We start from the raw sequence: 26,862 nt of genomic DNA on the forward strand, positions 1-26,862 counted from the left end.
GGTGCCCGCGGCGTATTGGTGCCCGCGGCGTATTGGTGCCCGCGGCGTATAAAAAAGCCTTTCGTTCTCCCCGCTGGGGGAGGACGAAAGGCTTTTTTGGCCTATTCGGCGGGGACGAAGCCGAGGCTGCCCAGGAAGCGGCCGAATGCCGCCTGACCGGCATCAGTCCGCTTGAACACGCCGGCATCTTCAAGCACCCGCTTGAAGATGCCGCCGATTTCCCGCTGCAGGAGTTCGTGCGCCTCCTGCAGCGAAAGGGCCGTGCCGCCGGCGGCGACAAGCTCGCCGATCCAGGCGGCATGCTTCTCCAGCGGATGGCCCGCCTCCAGGCCTTCCGCGCCGTTCCATGCGGAATCTCCGGTAAGGAACCCGGCGATTCGGCTGATCTCTTCCTGGAGACGGCCAGGAAGGACGGCCAGACCCATCACCTCGATCAAGCCGATGTTTTCCTTCTTGATGTGGTGAAGGTTACGGTGCGGATGGAAGATGCCATCCGGGTGTTCTTCGCTCGTGCGGTTGTTGCGGAGCACGAGGTCCAGTTCGTACTGCCCGGATGAGTTGAACCGGGCGATCGGTGTGACGGTGTTATGGGGAACCCGTACACCGTCCGCTGTCTGCGTGAACGCCGCGATGTCCGCGGACGGATCGCTGTAGGCACGCCATGCGGTGAGCAGCATATCGGCGGCGCGGAGGACATCCTCGCGGCCGCTTCCCTCGAGCCGCAGGACCGACATCGGCCACCGGACGATGCCGACCGAGACGCCGGGGTAAGTGTCCGAAGCGAACTTCCGCTCAACGGGAGCGAGCTCCATCGGAAATTTATGATTCCCGCCCTGAAAATGGTCATGGCTCAGAATCGAGCCCCCGACGATCGGCAGGTCCGCATTTGAGCCCACAAAATAATGCGGAATCTGTTCGATAAAATCAAACAGCCTGCGGAAAGTCCGCTCTGATATTTTCATCGGGACATGCTTTTCGTTCAAAACGATGCAGTGTTCGTTATAGTAGACGTATGGGGAATATTGAAAACACCAGGCCTCCCCGTCAATCGTAAGGGGAAGAATGCGCAGGTTCTGCCTGGCCGGATGATCCAGCCTGCCCGCATAGCCGACATTGTCCACGCACAGGAGACACTGGGGATATCCGCTTTGTTTGAGCGTCCGCAAAAGGGCGATCTCCTTCGGATCTTTCTCCGGTTTGGACAGATTGACGGTAATTTCGAGATTCCCGTATTCTGTCGGGGCCAACCAATACCCGTTTTTGCGTATCCGGTCCATGCGAATGTAATTGCTGTTTATGCAAAGCTCGTAAAACCAGTCCGCCGCCTTCCGCACTCCGTGTTCCTTTGTGATTTCCCCGAACTGCCGGACGACCTCAGACGGTCTCGGCATCAGCAGCCCCATCAAACGGGCATCAAAAAGATCACGGTAAGTGGTCGTATCCTCTTCAAAACGTCCACGGATATAAGCGAAGTCGAGTAAAACTTCGAGCATTTCTCCAGGCTCCGCGGCCACCGTTTCGTCTTCTGCGTTTCCGTCCGCGCCTTGATACGGCTCAGGCAGACCCAGCGCGTCCAAAAGCGCGTTCCTCGCCGCACTTACATCCAAGGACCCGATCATTCCCTTCGCAAGGGCAAACGACACCAGGCGTTCGACGACAAGCGCCGCCTGATCAGCCTGATTTTGTGCTTTCTCCCGTTCCAAGTCCGTATTCATTCCTTCACTCACTCCTTACGCCCGGCAGGCAGGTAATCTCCAGATGCTATTTCTTGTCCGCGTATCCCTCCGGATGCGCTTGATGCCATGCCCAGGCACTGGCGATAATCGCCTGGAGATTGTCCCGTTTAGGCTTCCAGCCCAAATCTTGACGGGCGCGGTCGGAAGAGGCGATAAGAACCGCGGGGTCTCCGGAACGGCGTGCTTCCACAACAGCCGGAATCGGATGACCCGTCACCTCGCGGGCGATATCGATCACTTCTTTTACGGAAAATCCGTTGCCGCTACCGAGATTGTACACGCCGCTCTCCCCGCCCTGGCGCAGCTTCTCTACGGCAAGCACGTGAGCGTCGGCCAGGTCGCTGACATGGATGTAATCGCGGATGCAGGTCCCGTCCGGTGTCGCATAGTCTTCTCCGAAGACGGAGATATGGCTTCGTTGTCCAAGCGCCACTTGAAGGATGAGCGGAACGAGATGCGTTTCCGGATGGTGGTCTTCCCCGATGCGGCCGCTTTCATGAGCACCCGCCGCGTTGAAATAGCGCAGTGAAACGGATTTGATCCCGTGAGCGTGATCGAACCATTTGATCATTTTCTCCATGGACAATTTCGTTTCCCCGTAAGCGTTCGTCGGTTCGGTCCGGTCGGTTTCCAGAATCGGCGTGTTTTCGGGCTCGCCGTATGTTGCCGCCGTCGAAGAGAACACGATTCGTTTCACGTCGAATTTTTTCATTTTTTCCAGCAGGCAGAGAGTCCCGTAAACGTTATTGTGATAATATTTCGCCGGGTCCGTCATGCTTTCTCCGACTAGCGAGTTCGCTGCAAAATGGATAACCGCGTCGATCTCATTTTCCCGGAATACCGTGTCCAGAAACGCTTCGTCCCGCAGATCGCCTTCGTAAAGCTTGCCGCCCAATACCGCATCGCGATGACCTTGCTGGAGATTGTCGACAATCACAACCTCTTCTCCTCTAGCCAGCAGTTCCGCTACGGCGTGAGAACCGATGTATCCGGCCCCGCCTGTCACCATAATCGCCATTTTTTCCGCCTCCCGATAGTTGCTTTTTCGTTTCTATAGAAAGAGCTCACTTGCTCATTTTTTCCTCAAAAGCTCGGCTTTCCGCCTAGCCTTGTATTCTGCTCACGCCGTCTCCAATGCTGCAAACATAGAAATCCGCCGCGAGTCCCGTTTGTTCTTTGTAGCTCGATCCGACCTTCTCACGGAATGCCTCAATGCTGTCCTCATGCACGAGAGAGACCGTACAGCCGCCGAATCCGGCTCCCGTCATCCGTGATCCGAGGACGCCCGGCACGGACAGTGCGGCTTCTACCATCACATCGAGTTCCCGGCACGTAACTTCGTAAAGATCGCGCAAAGATTCGTGAGATCCGGTCATCAGCCGTCCGAAGGCTTCCAGATCATTGGCTTTCAGCACATCTATGGATTTCAGCACGCGGTCGATTTCCTCCACGACATGCTGCGCTCTGCGCCGGACGATGTCATCCTTAATGGCATCTTTGTTCGCCTCGAACTGCTCCAGACTGATTTGGCCCAGAAGAGTCAAGTCCGGAAAGCGGGTTTGCAGGTCCCGGACGGCCTGCTCGCACTGGCTTCTGCGTTCGTTGTATGCCGAATCTACGAGTCCGCGGCGCTTGTTCGTATTGCCGATCACAAGCTTGTAGCTTCCGCTTTGAAAAGGCACGAGTTCATACTCCAGGGTATCGCACATGAGCAGAATCGCATGATCTTTGCGTCCGTTGGCAACGGCAAACTGGTCCATGATGCCGCAATTTACGCCCATAAACTCGTTTTCCGCTTTTTGGGCAAGCAGCGCCAGCTCCACCCGGTCTGCCGGATATCCCTCCGCTTCCAGCAATCCGTACCCCGTGACCACCTCAATAGAAGCCGAGGACGAAAGCCCCGCCCCGTTCGGAATTTCACCGTGATACAGCATATCGTAGCCGGATCGGGGGCCTTGGCCTTTCTGCTGGAGCTGGGCGACGACGCCCTTCGGGTAGTTCATCCAGTCGTCTTCTTCCCGGTAGACTACATCTTCCAGGGAACAAGACCCTTTATGAGTGAAATTGGTGGAAGCCATGCGAAGCAGGCCTTCCTTATTTTTGCGCAAAAGAAGGGTAGTGCCGAAAGTCAGGGCAGCCGGAAAAACATAGCCCCCGTTGTAATCGGTATGTTCGCCGATCAGATTAACACGGCCGGGAGCATGGAAAACTGTGATATCCTTCTCAGCACCTCCGTACAGTTCGGTAAATTGTGTTTTAAGGAGATTAAGATCGGCCATCTCGGCACCGCCTTTAAGTAGAGTCATACTATCCTTGAATTGTTAACGCATTCTTGTTTTGTTCTTCTACCTCCAGTATAAGCGCGAACCATTTGAAGTCCTATGGAATGATGTAAGGATCATATGGAAAAATGTGATGTCGGAAGCGCGCAGGAGATGATAGGATGAAGGAAAAGCGGAGTCTGTGCAGGTTCCGGCGAAGGCAAGCTTCTTGTCAGAAGGAGTACGGGAAAAGAACTGCTTGTCCGGCGCCGCTTTTTCTTAACTCATTATCGCAAACAGGAGGATGTGAAGTCCAATGAAGCGAGAACCCACTTACTATGTCGTGTCCAACCCGGAGCCGCCGGAAGATACGGCCCTTCATATACTCTTCTCCGGGGAAAGCCAGACCAAACCGCTCCACCGCCTGGGCCCGAAGGTGTACGATTATTTCCTCATCCATACGGTTATCTCCGGAAGAGGGCAGTTCACGGCAGCGGGCCGGGAGCGGCTTCTGGGCCCCGGCGACAGCTTCTGCATCGCGCCGGAGCAGCTCGTCGGCTATGAAGCCGACGAAGCCGATCCCTGGCGCTACTGCTGGCTCGCCGTCACCGGTGCGGAAGCGGCTGCCCACATGCGCAAGGCCGGCTTCACGCCGGAGCAGCCGGTTATTCACACGGCGCATGCGGGCAGCCGTGTTCCGGCGCTTTTCCGGCGCCTGCAGCGCGCGCTAAGGCATAAGAGCGGCACGGCTTCGCTTCGTGCGCTCGGCTATCTTCATCTGCTGCTTGCCGAATATGCCGATGCGGCGCGGCCGCCCTTACCCGAGCCGGGTAAGGCGCATTCCCGCACGGAAGTGACGGTGCAGCAGATGCTGCATTATTTGTCCGCGCAGTATGCCGAGGACATCTCGATCGAGTCCATGGCGGAGGCGCTCGGCTACAACCGGGCTTACCTGTCCCGGCTGTTCAAGGAGCACACGGGTCAGACGCCGGTGTCTTTCTTGTCCAAGCTCCGGGTCGATAAAGCCCGGCAGCTTCTGCGGGAACGGCTGGAGCTGACGATCGAGCAGATTGCTTTTTCCGTGGGATTCCGTGACCCGCTCTACTTCTCCAAACAGTTTCGGAGATGGTACGGCCTCTCCCCTACGGAATATCGCAGCGATATGATACGTATGTAGTAGCGCGAAATTGGGCCTTTCCGCGGGAGTTCCGGGTTGGCCTCCGCTAGAATCGCTCCCGATCCGATCCCCTCTCTTAATATTCGTGTGGTATAATTTACCTTAACTTTATCGGGGAGGAACCTATGACTTTTCCAGTTTATATTAACCTCGGTTTTATCCGGCTGCATCCCCATTTGGTTTTTGAAGCGCTTGCTTATTTTATCGGATTCCGGCTTTATCTCTATACCCGGAGCAAGGAAAAACTCCAGGCAAGTCAGGCCCTCTGGGTCCTCGTCGGTGCCACGCTAGGTGCCGCTGCCGGATCGAAGGCGCTTTACTGGCTGGAAGACCCCGCCTTGACCCTGCAGCGCTGGAACGACGTGTCGTATCTAATGGAAGGTAAGACCATTGTCGGAGGGCTCCTGGGAGGGCTAATTGGCGTGGAATGGACCAAAAAAAGAATCGGGCACACCCGTTCCACGGGAGATGATATGGCGCTGCCGCTCCTTACCGGGATGATGATTGGAAGAATCGGCTGCTTTCTGACCGGTCTCGATGATCATACCTACGGAACCCCGACAGGCTGGGTAACAGGTGTCGACTTTGGCGATGGAATTCTCCGTCATCCGACTCAGCTTTACGAAATCGCCTTCCTGCTTCTTCTGGGCATCACGATCTTGGCGTTGAAAAACCGTGCCAGGCACCGATCCGTTCCCCTGCCGGACGGCATGTCGTTCATTATCTTCATGGGGGGCTACCTTCTTTTCCGCCTGCTGATCGATTTTATCAAGCCGACTCCCCACCCGTATGCCGGACTGAATAACATTCAGCTCGCCTGCATAGCGGGCCTGATCTATTACACCCTGCTTCTGTGGCGCAAGCTTTCCGCGAAACCTACCTTAATCGGGAAAGGAACCTGACTTCCATGCCTACCAAAAACCGTCCTTATTTGTTCTACGAACTCACCAACAGCATCTGCTCCCAATGTCTCCGTAAAGTGGAGGCGAAGGTCATTATTGAGGATGAGAACGTTTATCTGCTTAAATACTGCGGCCGGCACGGCCGGGAAAAGGTTCTGATCTCGGATGACGCGGAGTATTACAAACGGTGCCGCGAATTTTTGAAACCCGCTGAAATGCCCCAGCACTGGAACACTCCGATCCGTTACGGATGTCCGTACGATTGCGGGCTCTGCCCGGATCATGAACAGCACAGCTGCCTGACGCTTCTTGAAATTACGGACAAATGTAATCTGCAGTGTCCGATCTGCTATGCCGAATCTTCTCCGAAACGGGAGACCTGGCGCTCTCTCGAGCAGATCGAAACGATGCTTAACGCTATCGTACGCAACGAAGAAGAACCGGATATCGTGCAGATTAGCGGCGGCGAACCGACGATCCATCCCCAATTTTTCGAAATTCTCGATCTGGCCAAAACGAAACCCATTAAACACCTTATGGTAAACACCAACGGACTGAGAATCGCCCAGGACCGGGAGTTCGTACGGAAGCTGTCCCAGTATATGCCGGGATTCGAGCTGTACCTCCAGTTTGACAGCTTTGAGGAAGAGGCTCTCCGCGAGCTGCGCGGGGTAGATCTGCGTGATGTGCGCCGGCGTGCGATCGAACATCTCAATGAATTTAATATCTCGACCACCCTCGTAGTCACTCTGAAAAAAGGACTCAACGACTCCGAGGTCGGCGATATTATCCGTTACGGGTTACAGCAGCGCGCGGTCCGGGGCGTAACGTTCCAGCCGGTTCAAGTGGCCGGCCGCACCGAGGCGTTCGATCCGGCCAAAGACCGGCTGACACTCAGCGAAGTACGCCGGATGATTATCGAACAATCCGGCATTTTTCAGCCGGAAGATATTATACCGGTTCCTTGTCATCCGGATTGCTTAGCGATGGGTTATGCTTTGAAGCTGGGAGGACAGGCCATACCGCTAACCGGGATGATCGACCCTCAAATTTTGCTGGAAGGCGGGCGCAATACGATCGTATTCGAGCAGGATCAGACGTTAAAGGATCAAGTCTTCGACCTTTTCTCGACCGCTCATTCTCCCGAGTCGTCGGCGCTTTCGCTGAAAAATCTGCTTTGCTGCCTGCCGTCCGTCGCCGTACCGGAGCATATCGGGTATGACAATGTGTTCCGCGTGCTGATTATGCAGTTCCTGGACCCTTACAATTTCGATGTCCGTTCCGTAAAAAAATCTTGTGTGCATATCGCCCATCCCGATGGAAGAATCATTCCCTTCGATACGTATAATTTATTTTACCGTGACGGCCGTGAAGCACTGTTGGAGGAGCTGCGCGCGGAGACAGGAGGGCTCGCATGAGCGATTATGAAAACGATCCGGCCAAGAGCGGTACGCCATCGGAGGAGGGAACTTCGCCCAAATCCGGAACGGAAAAAGAAACGGAATCAACAACGAATTCCGAACTTGGGGATCGCGCAGCGGATACTGGCTTCGGACAAACTTCCTCTCTACCTTCTCATGAACATGGCGGGTCCGACCGGCCCCATCGTCCGTGGAAAGGACTCGATGTGTGGAAAGGAATCGGCTTTGTCGCGCTCGGCCATCTCTTATGGCTCTTTGCCATTCCGATGTACTTTGGGATCGGCATCGTACAGATGCTCTACGTATTGCCGCTTCTCCTTATTTTCAGCAAACGGGCGGCCGTCGTTCAGGGGATTCTTATAGGAGCGGGAATAACGTTCCTTTTGAATGCCGCTTGTTTCGGCTATGTCATGTTTAGCTTGGGCTGATCCTCTGATGGAAGCGAGGAATAGAGAAACTGCCGGAATGGAGGCCGCTAGGTGAAAAAACGTCCGTTGGTGATCGTCTTTCTTCTGGCTTTGGGCAGTTGGGCCGGAAACCTATGGGTTTATGAAAAAAATCAGCTGCCGGAGCCTGTCTTTCTTTCGCATTTTATTGATCTCCCCCTTGAACAGGGAACCAGCTTTCCGCTTTCTTATCTGGAGAATCACAGAGGTCTTCACATTGTAAATGTAGAGGTTCCTGAGCTGCCCCATGCATCCATCAATTTTCTAAATAAAAACCAGTATAACTATCAAAATTACCAAACGGTGCTGATCGCTCTGGAACAGCCGGCCCAAGAAGCAGAACAGCCTACATCACCTCTGCACATTGCGCAGGTTCGCGCCCGGTTCAGTGACGGAAGTTCTCGCATGCTGGATATCGGTCACGTTACCCTCACGCCAACAGGTAAAAATCCCGACAAACGCTCCTTGTTCGATTTTTCAAGCGGCGGCTCTTCCAATCAGAACGCCGGGTATACTCTTGCGGCGACCAAGGAAGATCTGATACTGACAGGGATTGAAAACCCTAATCCGGTTCAGAGCTCCCCGCGAATGAATTTGTATATCGATACTCTCTCTTTGGAACAGGAACCTGGTTATCTGACCTCTCTCCGATCCGGAGATAAGGTGGAGGGGCTGCCCGCCGAGGACATTTCATTTCCTTTAGCCGTAAAAAAGGGAAGCTACGTGCGTTTATCTTACCGTTTCGAAGACGCAAACACTGCTACATCGGAACACAAAGGCACAAAAGAATTTAATCAAATCGAAGAAGCCGTACGGCTCAAAGCCCAGGCTCCCGACGGCTTTAAAGACGACATGGCCGTACATATACGCTTTGAGTCCGATCTAAGCGATTCCGACATCCAAAAGATCGTTCAAGCCAGAAGGGAGCTGCCTTAGTTGAGTCGCCTCTATTTTCGGATCTCGTGGGGATTGACCCTGACTTTTCTCCATTTTCGTATTCAATCCGTGGATCTGCTTCCGGATTTCATCGGATTTTGGATGGCCGCTTCCGCACTCGGCGAGCTGGGAAAGCGGGAGCAAGCGTTCCGGATAGCGCGTGGGTTCGCTATTCCGCTTATTTTTTTATCGCTGCCTAACGAAATCAATCTCGGCGGGGCTCCGGTTACAGACCAACCATTTTCTTTCTTCTGGTTCTCCCTTGGACTGGTCAACTCGGCGCTTTTGCTCGCCTTCATCTATTATCTTTGTACCGGCATTATTTCTGCCGCTGCCCGCAGCAGCCTTCCCGAGCTGGCACAAAGCGCCCATATCTGCAGGTCTGTCTTTTTAGCGGTTACAGGCGCCACGCTTATACTAAGTCCTCTGGCATTAAATATGCCGGAAGCTTGGCAATATCTCCTGATTGCATTAGGCATAATCGGATTTTTGTCGGGGATCTCCATTATTCTGCTGCTGCGCAGGGCAGGCCAACTGTTGGGACCGCTGGAACCAGACCCTGATTTACGAGAAAGTATACTTAGCGGCGAAGACAAAAATACGTAAAACGGGGACCTCCTCCCCATTAGCCCAGCCAAATTAACTGAGCACAACTGCTCCTGCCGCTCTTACCCGCAGGAAACTAAAAAAAGCTGCTTTCCTTTAAAAGGAAAGCAGCTTTTTGCGTCGTTGATCCCGTGCGGCTTAACGCTTGCCCGGATCGTAAGGCTCGCCGAGGGCGGCAGGCGGATAAGCACGGCCGACCGCACCCGCAAGCACCAGAATGGTCAAGACATACGGGAGCATAAAGATAAACTCCTGCGGGATGCTCTGCGACCATTCGAAGAGTTGAACATAGTTCCGGATCGCCTGGGAAAGACCGAAGAAGACGGCGGCACCAAGCGCTCCTACCGGGTGCCATTTACCGAAGATCATGGCCGCCAGGGCAATGTAGCCCTGTCCCGAGATGGTGTTATGCGAGAAGTTGCTTGTCGTCGTCAGGGCGATCGTCGCTCCGCCCAGCCCGGCGAACGCGCCGCTCAGCATAACGCCGATATAACGCATGCGGCGTACGTTGACACCGACGGTGTCAGCCGCACTCGGGTGCTCCCCGACGGAACGCAGACGCAGACCGAACGGCGTTTTGAACAGCACATAATAGGATACGGCCACAAGAATCAGCGCGATATAGGTGGTCGGGTAGGCCGTGAAAATACCGTAACCGAGTACCGGGATTTGCGAGAGACCCGGGATCGCCCATTTGCTGAATACTTCCGTCAGCGTTTCCGTTTGTCCGGCACCCTCGAAGAGGAGCTTGACGAGGTAGACCGTTACGCCCGCCGCCAGGAAGTTGATGACCACACCGCTGATGACCTGGTCCGATTTGAACGTGATGGTCGCAACGGCATGGATAAGCGAAAACAGAACCCCGAATACAAGCGCCGCCAGAAGTCCGATCCACGGGGACATGCTTCCCATGCCGGCTTCCTGTGCGTAAAACGTACTGACCGCCGCGGCGAACGCGCCGGATACCATCAGGCCTTCCAGTCCGATGTTGGTGACCCCGGAACGCTCCGAGAAAATACCGCCAAGGGCCGCAAAAATGAGCGCCGTGGAAAATACCAGCGTTGTATTGATCAGCTGACCCAAAATATCCAAACTCATCTAGACCACCTTCTCTTTCTTACGCTTGAAATAGAGAGGGGCAATCACCCAGCGCACGATGCCTTGTGCGGCTACGAAGAAAATGATCGAACCGATAACGATCCGGATCAACTCCGGCGGCACATCGGCGCCAAAGCTCATTCCCGCGGATCCGTAAGTCAAGATACCGAACAGAGAAGCGGCAAGAAGTACGCCGAACGGATTCGTCAGTCCCAGCAGGGCAACCGCGATTCCGTCGAAACCGTAACCCGGCGACGCCGGCATCACGGTCTGGTAGTGGAACACGCCCAGCACCTCGAACACGCCGGCCAGACCGGCGAACATTCCGCTGATGAACATGGCTTTGACGATGTTCTTGTTCACATTCATCCCCGCATATTCGGCGGCATTCGTGTTGTGGCCTACGGCACGGAGCTCGTACCCCTGCTTCGTCTTCCACAGGAAGAAGTAGAAGAATACGGCGGCAAGGATGGCAAAAAGCGTTCCCCAGTGCAGACGGGCGTTATCGAACATCGCGGACAGCCAGCCTAAGCTGACCGAAGCCGTCGGCTCAATGTCAACGGAACGCTGCTGCCCTTTCAGGAGCAGGAAATGGTTAACCGTGTAGTTCGCCAGATAAAGGGCGATCCAGTTGAGCATGATCGTGGTGATAACTTCGTTTACACCGCGCTTCGCTTTCAGATAGCCGGCGATAGCCGCCCATAGTCCGCCGAGAACGGCACCCACGATAATGGCAAGCGGTGCGTGAATGATGGCGGGCAGACCGCCCAGCTTGATGCCGACGAAGGAAGCTCCCGTCATCCCGACGATAAACTGGCCCTCTCCGCCGATGTTAAACAGACCCGCGCGGAAAGCGAAAGCGACCGCAAGCCCCGTCAAAATGAGCGGGGTAATCTCGCGGATCGTCTCGCCGAAATCGTACATATTCCCGAACACCCGCGAAAACAACGAGGAGTATGCGGTTATGGGATTGTACCCGCCCGCCAGCATAACGATGGCGCCGAATACAAATCCGAGCACGATGGCCGCGAGAGGAATGATAGCGGAATCCCGCATAAAAAACTTCATGACTTTATTCATGGGTCACACCTTCCCGCTTCATGCTGCCGGCCATCATCAGACCAAGTTCCTGATCGTTCGTTTCTTCCGGCAGAACTTCCCCGACTATTTCCCCTTCGTAAATGACCGCAATCCGGTCCGATACGTTCAAAATCTCATCCAGCTCGAAGGAGATAAGCAGTACCGCTTTACCCTGGTCGCGCTGGGCGATGAGCTGCTTATGCACGAATTCGATAGCGCCTACATCGAGTCCGCGGGTCGGCTGCGCCGCGATAAGCAGATCCGGATTCCGGTCGATCTCCCGGGCGATAATCGCCTTCTGCTGGTTCCCCCCGGAGAGAGAACGCGCTTTCGTATGAATGCTCGGCGTACGAACGTCGAACGCTTCGATGAGCCGCTCGGCTTGTTTATCGATCGCCTCGTAATTCAGGAAACCGCCGCGGTTAAAAGCGGGACGATGGTACGTCTGGAGCACCATGTTCTCACTCATGGAAAAGTCAAGAACAAGCCCGTGTTTATGCCGGTCTTCGGGAATATGGGACACGCCCGCTTCCGAAATATGACGCGGCGACCTGTTGACGATTTCTTTGTCCAGCAGCTTAATCGATCCGCTGTCCACTTTGCGCAGACCGGTCAGCGCTTCGATCAGCTCGCTCTGTCCGTTGCCGTCCACACCGGCGATTCCGAGGATTTCCCCGGCTTTCACGTCGAAGGACAATCCGTTCAGAACCGGCAGCCCGTCATGCGATTTCGCCTTGACGTCACGGACCTGAAGAACAGGGCCTTTCGGCTGCGCCGGCTTCTTGTCGACTTTGAAGGAGACGCTGCGTCCTACCATTTTCTCGGCCAGTTCGCGGGTCGTCGTCTCGGACGTTTTGACGGTATCAATCACTTTACCTCTGCGGATGATCGTAACCGTGTCGGAAATTTGCATAATTTCCTTGAGCTTATGCGTAATGAGGATGATAGACTTGCCTTCGGCAACGAGACGTTTCATGATATCCATCAGCTCAGTGATTTCCTGGGGAGTCAGAACCGCTGTCGGTTCATCGAAAATAAGGATGTCAGCACCACGATAAAGCGTCTTCACGATTTCGACACGCTGCTGCATGCCGACGGAAATATCCTGTATTTTAGCATGGGGGTTTACTTGAAGGCCGTACTGCTCGGATAGCTTTCTGACCTGCTCGGCTGCGGATTTGTAATCAATATTCATGCCTTTCTTCGGTTCCATCCCCAAGATGATGTTCTCGGTGACGGTAAACGGCTGAACCAGTTTAAAATGCTGATGCACCATCCCGATTCCCAGCTCGATCGCCTTATTGGGGCTGTCGATCAGAACCGGCTGGCCATTGACTTCGATACCGCCTTCATCCGGCTGGTACAAGCCAAAAACAATATTCATCAAGGTCGATTTACCCGCGCCGTTCTCTCCGAGGAGGGCGTGAATCTCCCCTTTTTGCAGCTTAAGAGAGATGGAATCGTTTGCGACAATTCCGGGAAAACGCTTTGTGATTTGCTTCAACTCAACGACAGGGGTCGCTGCACTCATGAAATCACCCTTACTAAGGTTATTGGTAGAAGGTCTGGAAAGTAAGAACAAGGCCAGTTATGCAACCAGCCTTGTTGTATGCTCCATCATAAAAACGTACATAAACATGCGTCATGGTACATGGTGAAAAGGGTGCAGCCTAAACGAAATCTTATTGCTCAGGTACTTTGATTTCGCCTTTGATGATTTTCTCTTTATATTCGTCAGCAAGCTTCAGCACATCCGCAGGAACGTTCTTGCTGGAAGTGGAAGCAAGGCCTACGCCGTTGTCTTTCAGTCCCAGTGTTACAGGAGCGCCCGGTTTGAAGTTGCCGTCAACGACCATTTTGGAGTACTTCGTTACCGCTTCTTCAACGCCTTTAACCATGGAAGTCAGAGTCACTTGATCGCCGAATTCCAGGGATTGGTCTTTGTCTACGCCGATAACCCATACTTTTTTGCCTTGCTTGATGCGGTCGTTCGCTTCGTTGAATACACCGTTTCCTGTTGCTCCGGAGGAGTGGAAAATGATGTCCGCGCCGTCGTTGTACATAGTGGCGGCTGCCGCTTTGCCAAGGTCAGGCTTATCGAATGCGCCCGTGTAATTGATCAGGACTTTAGCGTCCGGATTTACAGCCGCAACGCCTGCTTTGAAACCGGCTTCGAAACGTTTGATAACCGGAATATCCATACCGCCGACAAAACCGATTTTATTGGATTTCGTCATTTTCGCCGCTACTACGCCGACCAGGAAGGAACCTTCGTTTTCGGCAAAAGTGATGGATTGAACGTTCGGTGCTTCCACCACGTTATCGATGATGGCGAAGTTAGCCGTCGGGTTTTGCTGAGCTACGGTTTTCATAGCGTCCGCGATAACGAAGCCAATCCCCCAAGTCAGGTTGTATTTACCTTGTACAAACTGGTTCAGGTTCGGAACATAGTCGGAATCCGCTTTACTTTGCAGATACTTTGTGGAAATGCCTGTATCTTTCTTCAGCTTCTCAAGCGCTTCCCAAGCGGATTGGTTGAAGGACTTGTCGTTTACGCCGCCAACGTCTGTTACCATGCCGATTTTCACATCGGACTTCTTCTCGCCGCCGGCCGCATTGCCGCTTGGCGCCGCGCCGCCATTGTCAGCCTTCTTGCCGCAGCCTGCCAATACAAGCGTGAATGCCAGCATCATGACCAGCGACAGCTTGAAAAAATTCTTCATAAAAGTAAAACCCCCTGTTTGGTTTTTGTACGCCTAATCCCTGCATCATAGTATTGGATACGAATTGTAAAAATATGTCGAGAGGACTAGGTTTAATTATACCGCGTAACCGATTATACATGTTGGGTAATCCAAAATCCACAACTAAATATACTACGGTTAATTAAATTTTTTTGTCACTGAGAAAACGCTGCCAAGCCAGGCGGCAAAAGAGTCCCGCACCCCATGGGGGACGGCTCTTTTCAGCGGTCAAATCAGCAGATTAAACAGGGTAGGGTCGTTATTAATTTCGACATAATTGATATCTTTTTTGGATAATCTCGAGATGAGGCCTTCGTAATCGTCTTTGTTTTTCAGCTCGATGCCGACCAGGGCGGGCGCATTGTCCCGGTTCGTTTTTTTCATATACTCAAAACGCGTGATGTCGTCGGTCGGTCCCAGCACTTCTTCCAGAAACTCGCGGAGCGCTCCGGCCCTCTGGGGAAAGTTGACCAGGAAGTAATGCTTGAGGCCTTCATAAATGAGAGACCGCTCCTTGATCTCCTGCATCCGGTCGATATCGTTGTTGCCTCCGCTAATCACACATACTACGTTTTTACCCGCAATTTGGCTGCGGTAAGCATCCAGCGCCGCTACGGGAAGGGCTCCGGCCGGTTCAATGACAATGGCATTATTGTTGTACAGATCCAGAATCGTCGTGCATTCCTTGCCCTCCGGCACCAGCACGATGTCATCCAGCACGTGCCGGCAGATCTCGAACGTCATCTCGCCGACCTGCTTGACCGCCGCTCCGTCGACGAACTTGTCCACCGTCTCCAGAGTCACGACCCGGCCCTCCTCCATGGAGCGCTGCATACCGGCCGCTCCTTCCGGCTCCACGCCGATCACGGCGGTTTCCGGGGAGACTGCCTTGACGTAAGCGCCGACTCCTGCCGCAAGTCCTCCGCCTCCGATGGAGGTGAAGATAAAATCAGGCGACACCGGCATCTGATTCAGCACTTCCAGGCCGACCGTCCCCTGCCCGGCAATCGTCCGAGCATCGTCGAACGGGTGGATGAAGACTTTATTCTCGCGTTCGCAGTAAATACGGGCCTGGGTGGACGAATCGTCGAAAGTATCGCCGATCAGGACCACTTCCACGTAGGGGCCTCCGAACATTTTGACCTGCGAGATTTTCTGGCGCGGGGTAGTGGTCGGCATAAAGATCTTGCCCTCGATCCCCAGATGGTTGCAGGAATAAGCGACTCCCTGGGCATGATTGCCTGCGCTGGCGCATACGACGCCCCGGCTCCGTTCCTCCTCCGTCAAACTTTGAATGACGTTGTAGGCACCCCGTATTTTAAAAGAACGGACGACCTGAAGGTCCTCCCTTTTCAAATAAATATTGCAGTCGTACTGCCTGGACAGAAGCTCGCTGCGCTGAAGCGGCGAAGGCTCAATCACCCGGCTTAGCGCATGGTTGGCGCGTATAATTTCTTCAACTGTGACAGTGCTCGGATTGCTCACGACAGGTCTTCCTTTCCGATGTGGTAATGGTATTCCGATTATTGTAGCACAAGTCGGGCTTTTAGCGCTTGTCTCCGCCGAAAAATATAAGAACCCCGTTCCCCCGCTTAACGGGCCGGGAACAGGGTTTCTTTTTTCGGAAGGCGACGACTGCCTGCGGAAGCTTAAGCCTGAGCGATGCGTCAGTCCTCCAGTTCGGAAGCCGGGCGTCTGCGCCGGAATTTCGCCAGAAATTCGTACACGACGGGTACGATGATGAGCGTCAGCAGCGTCGAGGAGATCAGACCGCCGATCACGGTAACGGCGAGTCCCTTGGAGATCAGACCGCCGCTTTCGAATCCGAAAGCCAGCGGCAGAAGCGCGCCGACGGTAGCGAGAGCCGTCATCAGAATAGGCCGCAGACGGGTGGCGGCCGCCTCGAGGAGCGCCTCGCGCGTTCTCATGCCGGACTTTTCGTTATGAATCACCCTGTCCAGCAGAACGATGGCATTCGTGACGACAATGCCGATCAGCATGAGCGCCCCCATCATGGCCGACACGCTCAAGGTTTCCCCTGTCACCAGAAGGGCCACAATGGCGCCGATGATCGTGAAAGGCAGCGAAAACAGGATCGCAAACGGAGTCAGCGCTCCTCCGAAGAACATTACGAGAACCAGATACACAATCGCGACGGCCGCGATCATGGCGAGACCGAGCTGAGAGAAGGTCTCATTGATCTGTTCCGTTACCCCTCCGAAATCGATGCGTACGGACGAAGGGAGACCGAGCTTGTCGATCTCGCTCTTCAGTCCTGTGGAGGTCGCGCCCACATCCTTGGACGTAATATCGGCCGACACCTCGGCGTACAGCTTCGTGTCCCGGTGGGTAACCGCATTGGGCGACTGGCCCTCCTCTACCTTGGCCACGTCCTTCAGAGGGACCTCCACACCAAGCGGGGACGTGATGGTGCTGTTTTCGATCGCGGAAAGATCCGCATACGTTTTTTTGTCGGCTTGTACGTAAACGTCGACCTCTTTGTCCTCGACGCCGACTTTGGTCAGAACGGGACGCTCGCGATCCCGGTTGAAAGCCATGGCGATCTGACCGGCCGTCAAACCGAGCTTGCTGAGCTTGGCCGGGTCCGCGACAATCGTGTACTGACCGTACGATTCAGACAGGCTGGAGGCTACCTTATCGAATTCCGGCCTATTCTTCATCAGAGCCTGAATTTTATCCGCAGCGGTTCGGATCTCGTCGAGTTTCTCTCCGTATACGTAGAGGCTCAGCTTGCTCCCCCCTACGCCGCCGCCCATATCCATCGGTTTCCAGCTTCCTTGAACGGTGTCCGTCAACCCTTGGACCAGCCTCTTTTTCTCAGCCGTGAAATCGGCAAATTCGGGATCGTATTCCACATAAAAAAGCGCGGACTTGGACGGCCCGGGCGACATCGGATTCTGGCCGCCCACGGAGTACTGCAGATTTCGGACCCCGCTGCGTCCAAGTACATATTTCTCCGCTTCCAACGCCTTCCGCTTTACATCGTCCAGCGTCTCGCCCGGAGAAGGCGTGTACGTCACCATCGCGTATTTCTGCTCTTCCTCCGGAAGAAAACTGACGCCGACCCGTGTAGCCAGCAGAAGGCTGCCCCCCAGAAGAAGAATAGCCGTGCCGAAAGCGATAAGTTTATGATTCAACGTCTTGTCCAGGACCCGCCTGTAAAAACGCCCCAGACGGCCGGTTTCGTCAGGGCCGCGCCGGTTTTGGCCTTTGCCGCGGACGCGTAACCGGATCGATTCGGCCGGGTCGACGCCAAGCGGAAGGGCAGCGGGCGCGCCTCCCTCCGCATAGGCGGGAACCGGAGCCGGACCCATGCGCTCCAGCCTGCGGCGGAACATGGAATGCCCGAGCATCGGCACGATGGTGATCGCGACGAGCAGCGAGGCAAGCAGCGCGAATACCATCGTCAGGGCGAAGGGCAGGAACAGCTGCCCGACGGGGCCGCTCACGAAGCCGAGCGGGAGAAAGACCGCAATCGTCACGATGGTCGACGATAGGATGGGCATAAACATCTCCCGCGTCGCTTCGCGGATAAGGGCTTTGCCCCGCAGAGGCTCGGACGGACTGGACATCCGCCGGTAGATGTTCTCGATGACGACAATCGAGTCGTCCACCACGCGGCCGATGGCGACTGTCATCGCTCCCAGCGTCATGATGTTCAGCGTGATGTCCATCTGCTGCAGCAGCAGAATGCCGATGAGCAGCGACAGTGGAATCGAGACGATGGAAATCAGCGTCGTCCGCCAGTTGCGCAGGAACAGCATGATGATCAGTACGGCGAACAAAGCGCCGAATACGGCCTTGCTCAGCATCGTGTTGACCGAATCCTCGATCGGCTTGCCCTGGTCGAGCATGATCACGGTCTCCACGCCGCTGTTCGCCTGCCGGAACTCGTCGGCCTTCGCCTTGACGGCGTTCACGACGTCCACCGTGTTCGCGTCCGGCGCCTTCACGACCTGGATGCCGATGGACTCCTTGCCGTTCGTGCGGGAGATCGAGTCGGCCCGGTCGGCCAGCTCGATTGCCGCCAGCTCGGCAAGCTTCACGGTCGGCAGACCGGCCGCCCCCGCAGGCGTCGGCACTGCGCCGCCGACCCTGCCGGCGCCTGCGGCACTGCCCGGAGCCGCTGCAACACCCGCACCGGGCGCCGCACCGGGTGCTCCTCCTGCGCCCCCGGCTGCCGCTCCCGAGCCGGAACCTGCCGGGCCTGCTGCGCCCGCCGAACCGGCTCCGCCGGGAACGAGCGGAATCTCCAGGTTCCGCAGGTCATCCAGGCTCTTCACGTTGCCGTCGACGACGAGGGTTTTCTCGGTCCGCCCGACTTCGTAGAGGCCCAGGGGGACTTGGACGGCCGCCCCCTGAATGATCCCTTTAACCGTATCTTCGCTCAGCCCATAGGTCTTCAGCTTGTCCCGGTCAAAGGTCAGGCGGACTTCCTGCTGGTGCTGGCCCGAGATCTCCACGCTTGCCGCGCCCGGAACCCCTTCGAGCGCAGGGAGCAGATCGCTCTCGATCTGCCGGGTCAGCTCGTCAAGCGACTGTTTGTCCCCCGCTACGCTCAGCGATACGACAGGAAATGCGTTTATGTTGATTTTGGACACTTTCGTTTCCTGCGCCCCGCTGGGAAGCACAAAATCGGCGACTGCTTCTTTCACTTCGGAAGCGGCCTTGTCCATGTCCTTCTTATACGAATATTCCATCACTATGGAAGATACGTTTTCCATAGAGGTCGAGCTTACAACGTCTACACCGTCCAGGCTCCGGACCTTCTGCTCGAGAGGGCCCGTGATCCGGTCGGCCACTTCTTCCGGTGCGGCGCCGGGATATACCGTTGTGACGGTAAGAACAGGCACTTCCAGATTCGGAAGCGTCTCCTGCTTCATGCCGAGACCGGCGTAAATACCCGCGGCCGTCACAAGAATCGTAAGCAGCCAGATAACCAGCTTATTGTTCAGAGAATACCGGATAATCCCTCTCACTATTTTCACTCCTGTCTGTTCGTCTGAATGTGTGTCGTAAAAACAGTGACTCCTTAAATAAGGGTAACCCTGCGAATCTCCCTGAGCAAATGGTGCCCGATTCAATTCCGGCCCGTTACGGTGGTCTCCTGCCTATTCTCCTTTTTTCCCAAAAAAAAGACTGCCGAACCCGGCAGTCTCTTAATTTTTTTATGGAATTGTGTATAACGGGGAGGTTAACGCTTCTGCAAATACCGGTAGAAGGCTGTTGCCGCCTGCGCGCGCGTCACCTCAAGTTTCGGACTGAACTTGCCCCCGTCCGCGCTCATGATGCCCATTCCGGTCACAATGGCTGCGTTTCCGATGTTTTTAAGTTCGGAAGCATCCGTAAAATTACGGTTAAAGACGTTATCGAACTCCGTCAGCTTCTTGTAGTTCAGCGCACGGACGATCAGCGAAGCCATTTCCTCGCGGGTAATCGGCTGCTCCGGATTGAACTCGTCGGACGTCCGGTCGATCCACTTGCGGTCCAGAGCCGTTTCCACGTAAGAGAAATACGCATTGCTTTTCTCCACGTCTTTGAACGAGTTCTTGCGGCTGTCCATCGCTCCGGCCGGATAATACCCGCCTCCGCTGTCTGCGATGACGAGCATCTTGATAAGCTCCCCGCGCTTAATGGACTGGTCCGGCTTAACTTTGCCGTCTTTCACTTCGAGGGCCTGGTAATCGAGCATTAATTGCAGCTCGTTTTGCGCCCAGTGGCCCGTGATATCGTCGACTTTGACCGGCTCCAGGGAGATCACTTCGCCGTTGTTCCGATTGCGCCATTTGCCGCTCTCCGCATCGAGGAAGTAAGCGATGTTTTCGTATTTGTTCTCCAGCGTGTAAACAAGCTGGGCTTTTTGATTTTGACTGTCCGCCGGATATTTGCCGGAAGCGACAAGAATATTGTAGCGCTCAATAGGAATTCCCGGAGGAATTTGGCCTTCGATGCCGACGCTCTGGTAAACCAGGCGAAGCTGGTATTGGGAAAGCAGCAGCTCTTTCGCCTTATCTTTATCCAGCACGGCCGGCTTCTTGGCCGGGTACGTTAGCTTGCTTATATTCACGTAGCTGTTCTGAACATCGCCTGTACGTTTATCCACGCCTACATGAATATTGTCGTTCTCTACCCGGACCCCGTCAATGAACCGAGAGAACAGGAAGGTATACACGTTATCCTGGTCGACCCCGACTATTTTGCTGTCCGTTTTGGGAGCTTCCGTCGTTTCCAGCACAAGCTGATTCGTATAGGAAGGGTTCGTTTTCTTTACGAAATCAACCGCCTTTCCTTTGGCTTCTTCAAAGGAAACTTTAACTTCCTCCGGCTTGACCGTACGGCTGGAACTATAGTCATAACTGGAGAAGTTCGTCAGTTCACCGGTTTTGGCGTCGATAGCCAGCGACACGTAACCTCTGTTATCCTTCGCTCCGTCTTTACCCGGGAGCGCCCATTGGAAATTCCAGTTAGCTTCCGTCTGCTTCGTGGATTCGTTCTCGTATTCGCTGTAGTTCGCCTCTTCGAGCTTGGCATCCGCCGGGATTTTAACCAGCTGCTGGGCCCGTTTAAGCGCGGCATCCTTCGTCGTCACTGCCGTTCCTGTGCCGCTTTGAGGCTGCTCGGTCAGTGTCTTGACGGTGGCGGGTGCTTTGCTCTCATACAGCGGCTTGCCTGTTTTGGCGTCAATCTGAAGCGCCGCCATGCTGTAGGAAAGCGCCGGTTTGAGCTCCTTCGACTGGTAAGGAAGGAGGTATTGAAGCACCGGTTCCGCTTGCGTGCGGAATGCTTTGTCAGCCTGCTCCGAGGTGATGACGCCTTCTTTTTTATCGAAAGTCACGTCTTTATCCCAGTACACGCGGTAATCGGAAAGATGTCCCTCGCTGTCTACGGCCACCGTGATGTTATTTTGAGGGAACGGAACACCGTCCACCACTCTTTCGAAAGAAAACCGGTAGTCTTCGTATACATTCAGCGGAGTTTTGCGTGAAGATTCGCGCAGGTCGTAGTACTTCACCTGCTTTTGAAGCTCGGGACTTAATTTAGCTATGTAATCGGATGCGATGGTTTTAGCTTGATCCAAGCTGGTTTTAGGCGGATAAACGGGCTTGCTGTCCGGGTTCTTGCTGCTGAAATTGTACCCGAGAAGAGCGCCGGAATCCGCATCCAGCGTATAGGACAAATAAGAATAGTAGTCTTTCTTTTCTTTGTGGCTGAAATTCAAGTTCCAGGTTTTTGCAGGCTTGCCGCCGAATCCCCGGGATACGCTTAAATTAGCCCCCTGGAGAGAGAAGCCTTCCGGCAGGGCAACGTATTTTTTAGCCAGCTCGACGGCCTGCTCCTTGGTGATTTTTACCTCCTCCTGGGAAATGTCGATCTGCTCTTTCCCTTGATCCGTAACCGGATTCGCAACAGATGCGGACGCCCCCGTAACCGCTTTGCTCGCCATAACCGGCGTAACCGTGCCGAACAGCAGTGCGGAAGTGACCACTGCCGTACCTGCTTTCAGAATAATTTTCAAACGGACCTGCCTCCTTCGAATAGGTGGAATGGAACATACTGGATTCCAGTTCTCACCATCTGAGACGGACAAATCCGGGCAAAGGTTGCGGAAGAATTCCCCATTTCATAACCTGTTACTTTTTTGTCATTTCTCTGAGGTTTAAGGGCCTTTTTCCTCCCTTGTCACATCGATAGAACGCCGCCGTCCAAGCGCCTGATTCCCCTTACGGAAGAAAGATCCTCGGCGAGCTTCAGGCATGCGTGATCTTTCCGCTTGGCCTCTACCATTACATCCAGCCGGTCCAGTCCTTCCTCCTTACATGCTTTCAGAAAAATCAGCAGCGGCCCCGCATCCACATAATCGGCATGGGAACGAAACTCTTTGGCGTTCTTCGGCGTGGAAACATGAATTTTCATCGGGCGGTCCTTCCATGTCTCCGCTATTTGCGGGAGCAACTCGATACCCGGGTGAGAAGAGGGGTTGCACCAGTCGTGATGAAGATCGAACATCATCGGGACCCCGCTTCGTTTACACACGGACAGCGTTTCTTCGGCCGTGTAGGTTTTATCGTCATTTTCCAAAGTCAGCCTCTTCATAATGCGCCCCGGAACCCGCGGCAGGTTCGAGACAAGGCGTTCGGCCGAAGCACGCTTGTCCCCATAGGCTCCGCCCACATGGATGTTAATGATGCAATCGCTGCCCATCCCCATGCCGTCGAGAATGTCCGCATGATAGTCCAGGTCGCGTATCGCGGCATCCACCACCGCATCCGAACCGTTGAGCAGCGTAAATTGGTTGGGATGCATCGACAGCCGGATATCGTGGCGACGGGCAAAAGCGCCCAGCTCGGCAAGCTCCTCCCTATACACCTCTTTGACCCCGATATGGACATCGGGATGGGTGGCGAGCGGGATCAGCGAAGAACTGAGCCGGTACAGACGGATCCCGTGCGCCGCATTATAATAAAGGATTCTGCGCGTAGCTTCCAGATTGCGGCGGCCCACCTCGATCGCCTTTGCCAGCGATGCTTCATAAGGCCCTTCTTTGAACCGTTTATACGTAAACGTGGAGCTCGGTGTGTTGTGATAAATAGCCAACGCCTGCGCTACATAGCCGATGCGAACTTCCAAGCTTTTCACCTCTTCTACAGGTTTCCCGTGCCAAATTTTTTTTACCCCGGTGCTTCCCGGTTGTATCTCTGAATAAAGAGGTTGTGCGAATTTGGCAGGCATACCCCTTCCGATGGCGGCAGATATTATCCCCGTATGGTTGTCAGCCGGAACCTTCCGGAACCGGACGCCTCAATAAACCACAAATCTGACCGCACATTCTCAGGAGGGTTCCTTCATGTCTACGCTTCTCTATATTACGGCACATCCGCATGACGACCGGGCTTCTTACAGCATGGCCGTCGGCAAAGCGTTTCTCGATGCTTACCGCGAAAATCACCCCGGAGACCCTATCGTGACACTGGACCTGTACAAAGCGTACATTCCGCACATCGACACGGACGTCTTTAGCGGCTGGGGCAAGCTGCGTTCCGGCAGTTCATTTGATCAGCTCTCGGAAGAAGAAAAGAAAAAAGTGACCCGTTTCGGCGAACTGACGGATCAGTTTGTGGCGGGCGACAAATATGTTTTCGTCACTCCGATGTGGAACTTCTCCTTCCCTCCCGTTATGAAAGCCTATATCGATACGATCTGCACGGCGGGTAAAACGTTCAAGTACACGGAAAACGGCCCGGTCGGCCTGCTTACCGGCAAAAAAGCGCTGCACGTCTACGCATGCGGCGGTATTTATTCGGAAGGCCCTGCAGCCGGGTCGGACTTCGGAAGTCCGTATCTGAAAACGATCATGTCCTTCTTCGGAATACCGTCTTTTGAAACGCTTTATGTGGAAGGAATGGCCCAGTTCCCCGAACGCGCCGAGCAGATTAAGCAAGACGCCATTAAAAACGCACAGGAAAAAGCGCGGACGTTTTAGTCCGAAACGACTTGAAAAAATAGCAGGGATGAAGCCCCTCCCTTGTCCCCGGACAGAGAAAAACCCGTAAATCCTAAGATTTACGGGTTTCCTTTCGTGCATAAGCGCTTCAGCGTCCCGACAGGGAGCTGGGCTTAGTACTGGTCGCGTCTGATCAGGGAAATGTTGTACGCGGACACCAGCAGACCGACGATTCTCGTGACATAGCCGACGAGCGGAATGTAGCTGAGGAAGGCCAGCACGATGTTGACGACAGCCGGAAGCAGCGTCCGGTTGCTGTTGATCAGGCCGATGACGGCACTCACGAATACGAGAGGCACTACCCAGCCGCCGGACCATAGAAATCCGAACGGGATAAGGCCGACTACGTAGCCGATGATAATTCCAATTTCCACAATAAGCTGAATCACATTCAAAACGCGTTTCGTTTCCGAACTCACGATAAATCCCTCTTTTCGCAAGGCGGCGGCGTGTGGTGAAAACGCCCCGTCCTATATAATTTTACACATAGCAGGGTGTAACTCTCGATCCGGACAATCTTATTAGGCGCGGGAGCAGTCCGCGAATCATGCAGATCGTTTCACCGGATTTTTATGCCCTTAAGCTTATTTTACGTACCGAGGCGTCTTCGCGTTTCATGCGTCCGCCTTCTTTCTTCCTAATTATACCTTAAAAATTTTATAAAAAAAGACCCGGACTTCTCCGGGCTCGATAGAAAATAGAAAAAGACGAAGGGAAACCGTCTCCCAAAGGTCCATGGTAAGCCCCGCGGAGTCTCGAACGTGCCGCGGCACGTTCATCCTCGTGAACCAGGGCGGGCAGCAATAGCAGCCCGGGTCCCCTCCGAAGCTTAGCGGCTTTTACGTAGAAGCCGCGATACCGGTTGTGACGCCGCCCGGCGCAGCGCCCGCAGCGGAGCCTCCCTGCTGCAGACGATACATCTGGGAGTACCGGCCGCCCAGCTCCAGCAGCTCCTCGTGATTCCCCCGCTCCACAATCTCGCCGCGATGCAGGACCAGAATCAGATCCGCGCTGCGGATCGTAGACAGCCGGTGCGCGATGATGAAAGTGGTCCGGCCTTTCTTGACGACATCGAGCGCGGCCTGAATCACGGCCTCCGTCTCCGTATCGATGTTCGCGGTCGCTTCGTCCAGGATCAGAATCGCCGGATCGAAAGCAAGCGCACGCGCAAAAGAGATCAGCTGCCGCTGGCCCGCGGAGAGCGTGCTTCCTTTTTCGAGCACGGGCTCGTCGAAGCCTCCCGGCAGGTTGGCGAATATGCGCTCGCCGCCGACATCTCGCAGCGCCGCATCCACCTTCTCCCGGGAAATCGTGCCGTCCCCGAGGCTGACGTTACTGGCAATCGTGCCCGTGAAAAGGAACGGGTCCTGCAGCACGATGCCCATATGCTGACGCAGAAGCTGCTTGGGCATGGCCGTGATATCCTGGCCGTCCACCCGAATCGTTCCTTTCTGCGGATCATAGAACCGGAACAATAAGTTCATAATGGAGCTTTTGCCTGAACCGGTATGGCCCACGAGCGCCACGGTCTGCCCCTGCTTCGCCTCGAAGGAGATGTTCTTGAGCACGTAATCTTCCTTGTAAGCGAAGGACACCTGCTCGAAGCTGACATCGCCTTTGTAGCGGGGCAGACGGCCTTCGGTCACGTCTTCGCCCGGTTCATCCATCAGCTCGAACACGCGTCCCGCCGAAATGATGGATTGATCGAGCGTCGCAAGCTGATTCACCATCCCGGTGATCGGCTGGAAGAGCCGGTTCAAGTAGTCGATGAAGGCGTACAGCACCCCGAAGGAGATCACCGATTCGGCTCCCGTTCCCATTGCGGCGCCTCCGAAATGCCAGAGCAGCAACGCGAAAGATATGTTCCGCAGCACTCCGACCAGGTTATGGGAGGTGAGGGCGTTCAAGCTTTGCAGCTTCTGCTGGTGCTTGAGGTAATCCTCGTTGAGCGTTTCGAACTCCTCCATCGTTTCTTTCTGACGGCGAAACGCACGGATGATGGTCATCCCCTGGATGGCTTCATTGATCATCCCGTTGATGTCGCTTAAGCGCGAACGGATAATTTTGTTGTACCGCGAAGCGTACTTGCGGTAAACGATGACCCAGACGACCAGCAGCGGAACGATCAGAAGGCAGATCGCGCCCAGCTTCGGGTCCAGAAGGAAGAGGGCGATAAAGATCCCCGTGATATACACGAAGCCGGTGAAAAAGTTCGCCAGAACCGTCACGAACAAGTCGCGGACGGCCTCGGTGTCATTGGTCACCCTAGATACGACCTTTCCGGCCGGAAGATTATCGAAATAATGGATGGGCAGCCGCTGAATCTGCCTGTACACATCCAGCCGCAGCTTCTGAATAACACGGTTTGCGGAAACCTGTAGCATATACCGCTCTCCGAAAGTGAAGACAGCCGCTACGGCCAGCAGCCCGAGATAAAGCAGGGCGAGCCGGATTAATTGGGCCAACTCCGGCCGATAGAACACATAGAGCTCGCCTTTGGTCAGCGACTTCGCTTCGTATTCGGCGCTCTCTCCGCCTCTCGCAACCGTCAGCTTGCCGTCCTGCCAGGACCGCTGGCCGTCAAAGGCGATCGGTCCGCTAACGAAGACGAACCGCGTGCCGACCTGAAGCAGCCTGGCCTCGTCCCCGCGCGCTTCGCCTTCCGCGAAACGGTCCCCGCGTTTGTAGACGTCGCCCGCGTAGGACACCGTGTCCCCGTTTTCCACGGTATTCCCGGCGTTGCCGGATTCCCGCGGAACTTTGTACCAGGGCTGCTCAATCCCGATGATATGCGTATCGATCATCCGCTTGGCGATAAAAGGACCCGACAGCTCTGCCGCTACCGCGACCGTAAGCATAAGAAGTGCAAGAATAAACAATTTTTTATGATGAAGTGCGTACTGCACCAAACGTTTGCCTGTGTGCAAGGCCG

Annotated in this window: 20 protein-coding genes; 7 read left to right on the forward strand and 13 right to left on the reverse strand. The window is 54.9% G+C overall.

What is annotated here, in order from left to right; genetic code table 11:
* Positions 1-101: 101 nt before the first annotated feature.
* The 3 genes from HMPREF1207_RS11605 to HMPREF1207_RS11615 form a co-directional block, all read right to left on the reverse strand.
* Positions 102-1,715: a UDP-glucose--hexose-1-phosphate uridylyltransferase gene (locus HMPREF1207_RS11605; protein WP_009675884.1), complete on the reverse strand. Its 1,614-nt coding sequence runs from the start codon at positions 1,713-1,715 to the stop codon at positions 102-104.
* A gap of 46 nt (positions 1,716-1,761) precedes the next feature.
* Positions 1,762-2,754, reverse strand: coding sequence for a UDP-glucose 4-epimerase GalE (gene galE, locus HMPREF1207_RS11610; RefSeq protein ID WP_009675919.1), 993 nt, complete (start codon positions 2,752-2,754; stop codon positions 1,762-1,764).
* A gap of 85 nt (positions 2,755-2,839) precedes the next feature.
* Positions 2,840-4,015: a galactokinase gene (locus HMPREF1207_RS11615; protein WP_009675847.1), complete on the reverse strand. Its 1,176-nt coding sequence runs from the start codon at positions 4,013-4,015 to the stop codon at positions 2,840-2,842.
* Between the two features lie 298 nt (positions 4,016-4,313).
* Between HMPREF1207_RS11615 and HMPREF1207_RS11620 the strand changes: the two genes are divergently transcribed.
* The 6 genes from HMPREF1207_RS11620 to HMPREF1207_RS11645 all read left to right on the forward strand — a co-directional run bounded on the left by HMPREF1207_RS11620 (position 4,314) and on the right by HMPREF1207_RS11645 (position 9,485).
* Complete coding sequence (locus tag HMPREF1207_RS11620) at positions 4,314-5,174, forward strand: helix-turn-helix transcriptional regulator (protein WP_009675786.1); 861 nt, start codon at positions 4,314-4,316, stop codon at positions 5,172-5,174.
* Between the two features lie 125 nt (positions 5,175-5,299).
* The gene (locus HMPREF1207_RS11625; protein ID WP_009675842.1) at positions 5,300-6,076 is read left to right on the forward strand and encodes a prolipoprotein diacylglyceryl transferase; all 777 of its coding nucleotides are present in this window, start codon (positions 5,300-5,302) and stop codon (positions 6,074-6,076) included.
* 5 nt (positions 6,077-6,081) lie between these two features.
* Entirely contained in the window at positions 6,082-7,494 is a 1,413-nt protein-coding gene (locus HMPREF1207_RS11630; RefSeq protein ID WP_009675982.1) for a radical SAM protein, read from the forward strand.
* On the forward strand, positions 7,491-7,925 hold the full coding sequence (locus HMPREF1207_RS11635; RefSeq protein ID WP_009676010.1) for a hypothetical protein: 435 nt from the start codon (positions 7,491-7,493) through the stop codon (positions 7,923-7,925). Before HMPREF1207_RS11630 ends, HMPREF1207_RS11635 begins: the two co-directional genes overlap by 4 nt.
* A 51-nt stretch (positions 7,926-7,976) precedes the next feature.
* Complete coding sequence (locus HMPREF1207_RS11640; protein ID WP_009675912.1) at positions 7,977-8,879, forward strand: hypothetical protein; 903 nt, start codon at positions 7,977-7,979, stop codon at positions 8,877-8,879.
* Positions 8,880-8,948: 69 nt separating this feature from the next.
* Positions 8,949-9,485, forward strand: coding sequence for a hypothetical protein (locus HMPREF1207_RS11645; RefSeq protein WP_138918218.1), 537 nt, complete (start codon positions 8,949-8,951; stop codon positions 9,483-9,485).
* 138 nt (positions 9,486-9,623) lie between these two features.
* Here the strand turns inward: HMPREF1207_RS11645 and HMPREF1207_RS11650 are convergent, their stop codons facing one another.
* The 8 genes from HMPREF1207_RS11650 to uvsE form a co-directional block, all read right to left on the reverse strand.
* Positions 9,624-10,583: an ABC transporter permease gene (locus HMPREF1207_RS11650; protein WP_009675785.1), complete on the reverse strand. Its 960-nt coding sequence runs from the start codon at positions 10,581-10,583 to the stop codon at positions 9,624-9,626.
* On the reverse strand, positions 10,584-11,663 hold the full coding sequence (locus tag HMPREF1207_RS11655; RefSeq protein ID WP_009675789.1) for an ABC transporter permease: 1,080 nt from the start codon (positions 11,661-11,663) through the stop codon (positions 10,584-10,586). It abuts the gene before it with no gap.
* Complete coding sequence (locus HMPREF1207_RS11660) at positions 11,656-13,194, reverse strand: ABC transporter ATP-binding protein (RefSeq protein ID WP_009675899.1); 1,539 nt, start codon at positions 13,192-13,194, stop codon at positions 11,656-11,658. Before HMPREF1207_RS11660 ends, HMPREF1207_RS11655 begins: the two co-directional genes overlap by 8 nt.
* Positions 13,195-13,345: 151 nt before the next feature.
* Complete coding sequence (locus HMPREF1207_RS11665) at positions 13,346-14,386, reverse strand: BMP family lipoprotein (protein ID WP_009675828.1); 1,041 nt, start codon at positions 14,384-14,386, stop codon at positions 13,346-13,348.
* A 249-nt stretch (positions 14,387-14,635) separates the two neighbouring features.
* Positions 14,636-15,892, reverse strand: coding sequence for a threonine ammonia-lyase IlvA (ilvA, locus tag HMPREF1207_RS11670; RefSeq protein ID WP_009676022.1), 1,257 nt, complete (start codon positions 15,890-15,892; stop codon positions 14,636-14,638).
* Positions 15,893-16,074: 182 nt separating this feature from the next.
* Complete coding sequence (locus tag HMPREF1207_RS11675; protein WP_009675922.1) at positions 16,075-19,407, reverse strand: efflux RND transporter permease subunit; 3,333 nt, start codon at positions 19,405-19,407, stop codon at positions 16,075-16,077.
* A gap of 215 nt (positions 19,408-19,622) precedes the next feature.
* Positions 19,623-21,944 (reverse strand): YcdB/YcdC domain-containing protein, encoded by a 2,322-nt coding sequence (locus HMPREF1207_RS11680; protein ID WP_009675921.1) that lies wholly within the window; start codon positions 21,942-21,944, stop codon positions 19,623-19,625.
* 164 nt (positions 21,945-22,108) lie between these two features.
* The gene (gene uvsE, locus HMPREF1207_RS11685) at positions 22,109-23,056 is read right to left on the reverse strand and encodes a UV DNA damage repair endonuclease UvsE (protein WP_009675988.1); all 948 of its coding nucleotides are present in this window, start codon (positions 23,054-23,056) and stop codon (positions 22,109-22,111) included.
* A gap of 217 nt (positions 23,057-23,273) precedes the next feature.
* Here uvsE and HMPREF1207_RS11690 point away from each other — a divergent pair, with 217 nt between their 5' ends.
* The gene (locus HMPREF1207_RS11690) at positions 23,274-23,909 is read left to right on the forward strand and encodes an FMN-dependent NADH-azoreductase (protein ID WP_009676001.1); all 636 of its coding nucleotides are present in this window, start codon (positions 23,274-23,276) and stop codon (positions 23,907-23,909) included.
* Between the two features lie 134 nt (positions 23,910-24,043).
* Here HMPREF1207_RS11690 and HMPREF1207_RS11695 read toward each other — a convergent pair whose 3' ends face one another.
* Both HMPREF1207_RS11695 and HMPREF1207_RS11700 read right to left on the reverse strand, forming a co-directional pair.
* Positions 24,044-24,349 (reverse strand): hypothetical protein, encoded by a 306-nt coding sequence (locus tag HMPREF1207_RS11695; protein ID WP_009675810.1) that lies wholly within the window; start codon positions 24,347-24,349, stop codon positions 24,044-24,046.
* Positions 24,350-24,769: 420 nt separating this feature from the next.
* Positions 24,770-26,857, reverse strand: a complete 2,088-nt coding sequence (locus HMPREF1207_RS11700; protein WP_009675937.1) for an ABC transporter ATP-binding protein — start codon at positions 26,855-26,857, stop codon at positions 24,770-24,772.
* Positions 26,858-26,862: the final 5 nt, after the last annotated feature.

The sequence above is a fragment of the Paenibacillus sp. HGH0039 genome (genome assembly GCF_000411255.1).
Lineage (GTDB): Bacteria > Bacillota > Bacilli > Paenibacillales > NBRC-103111 > Paenibacillus_F.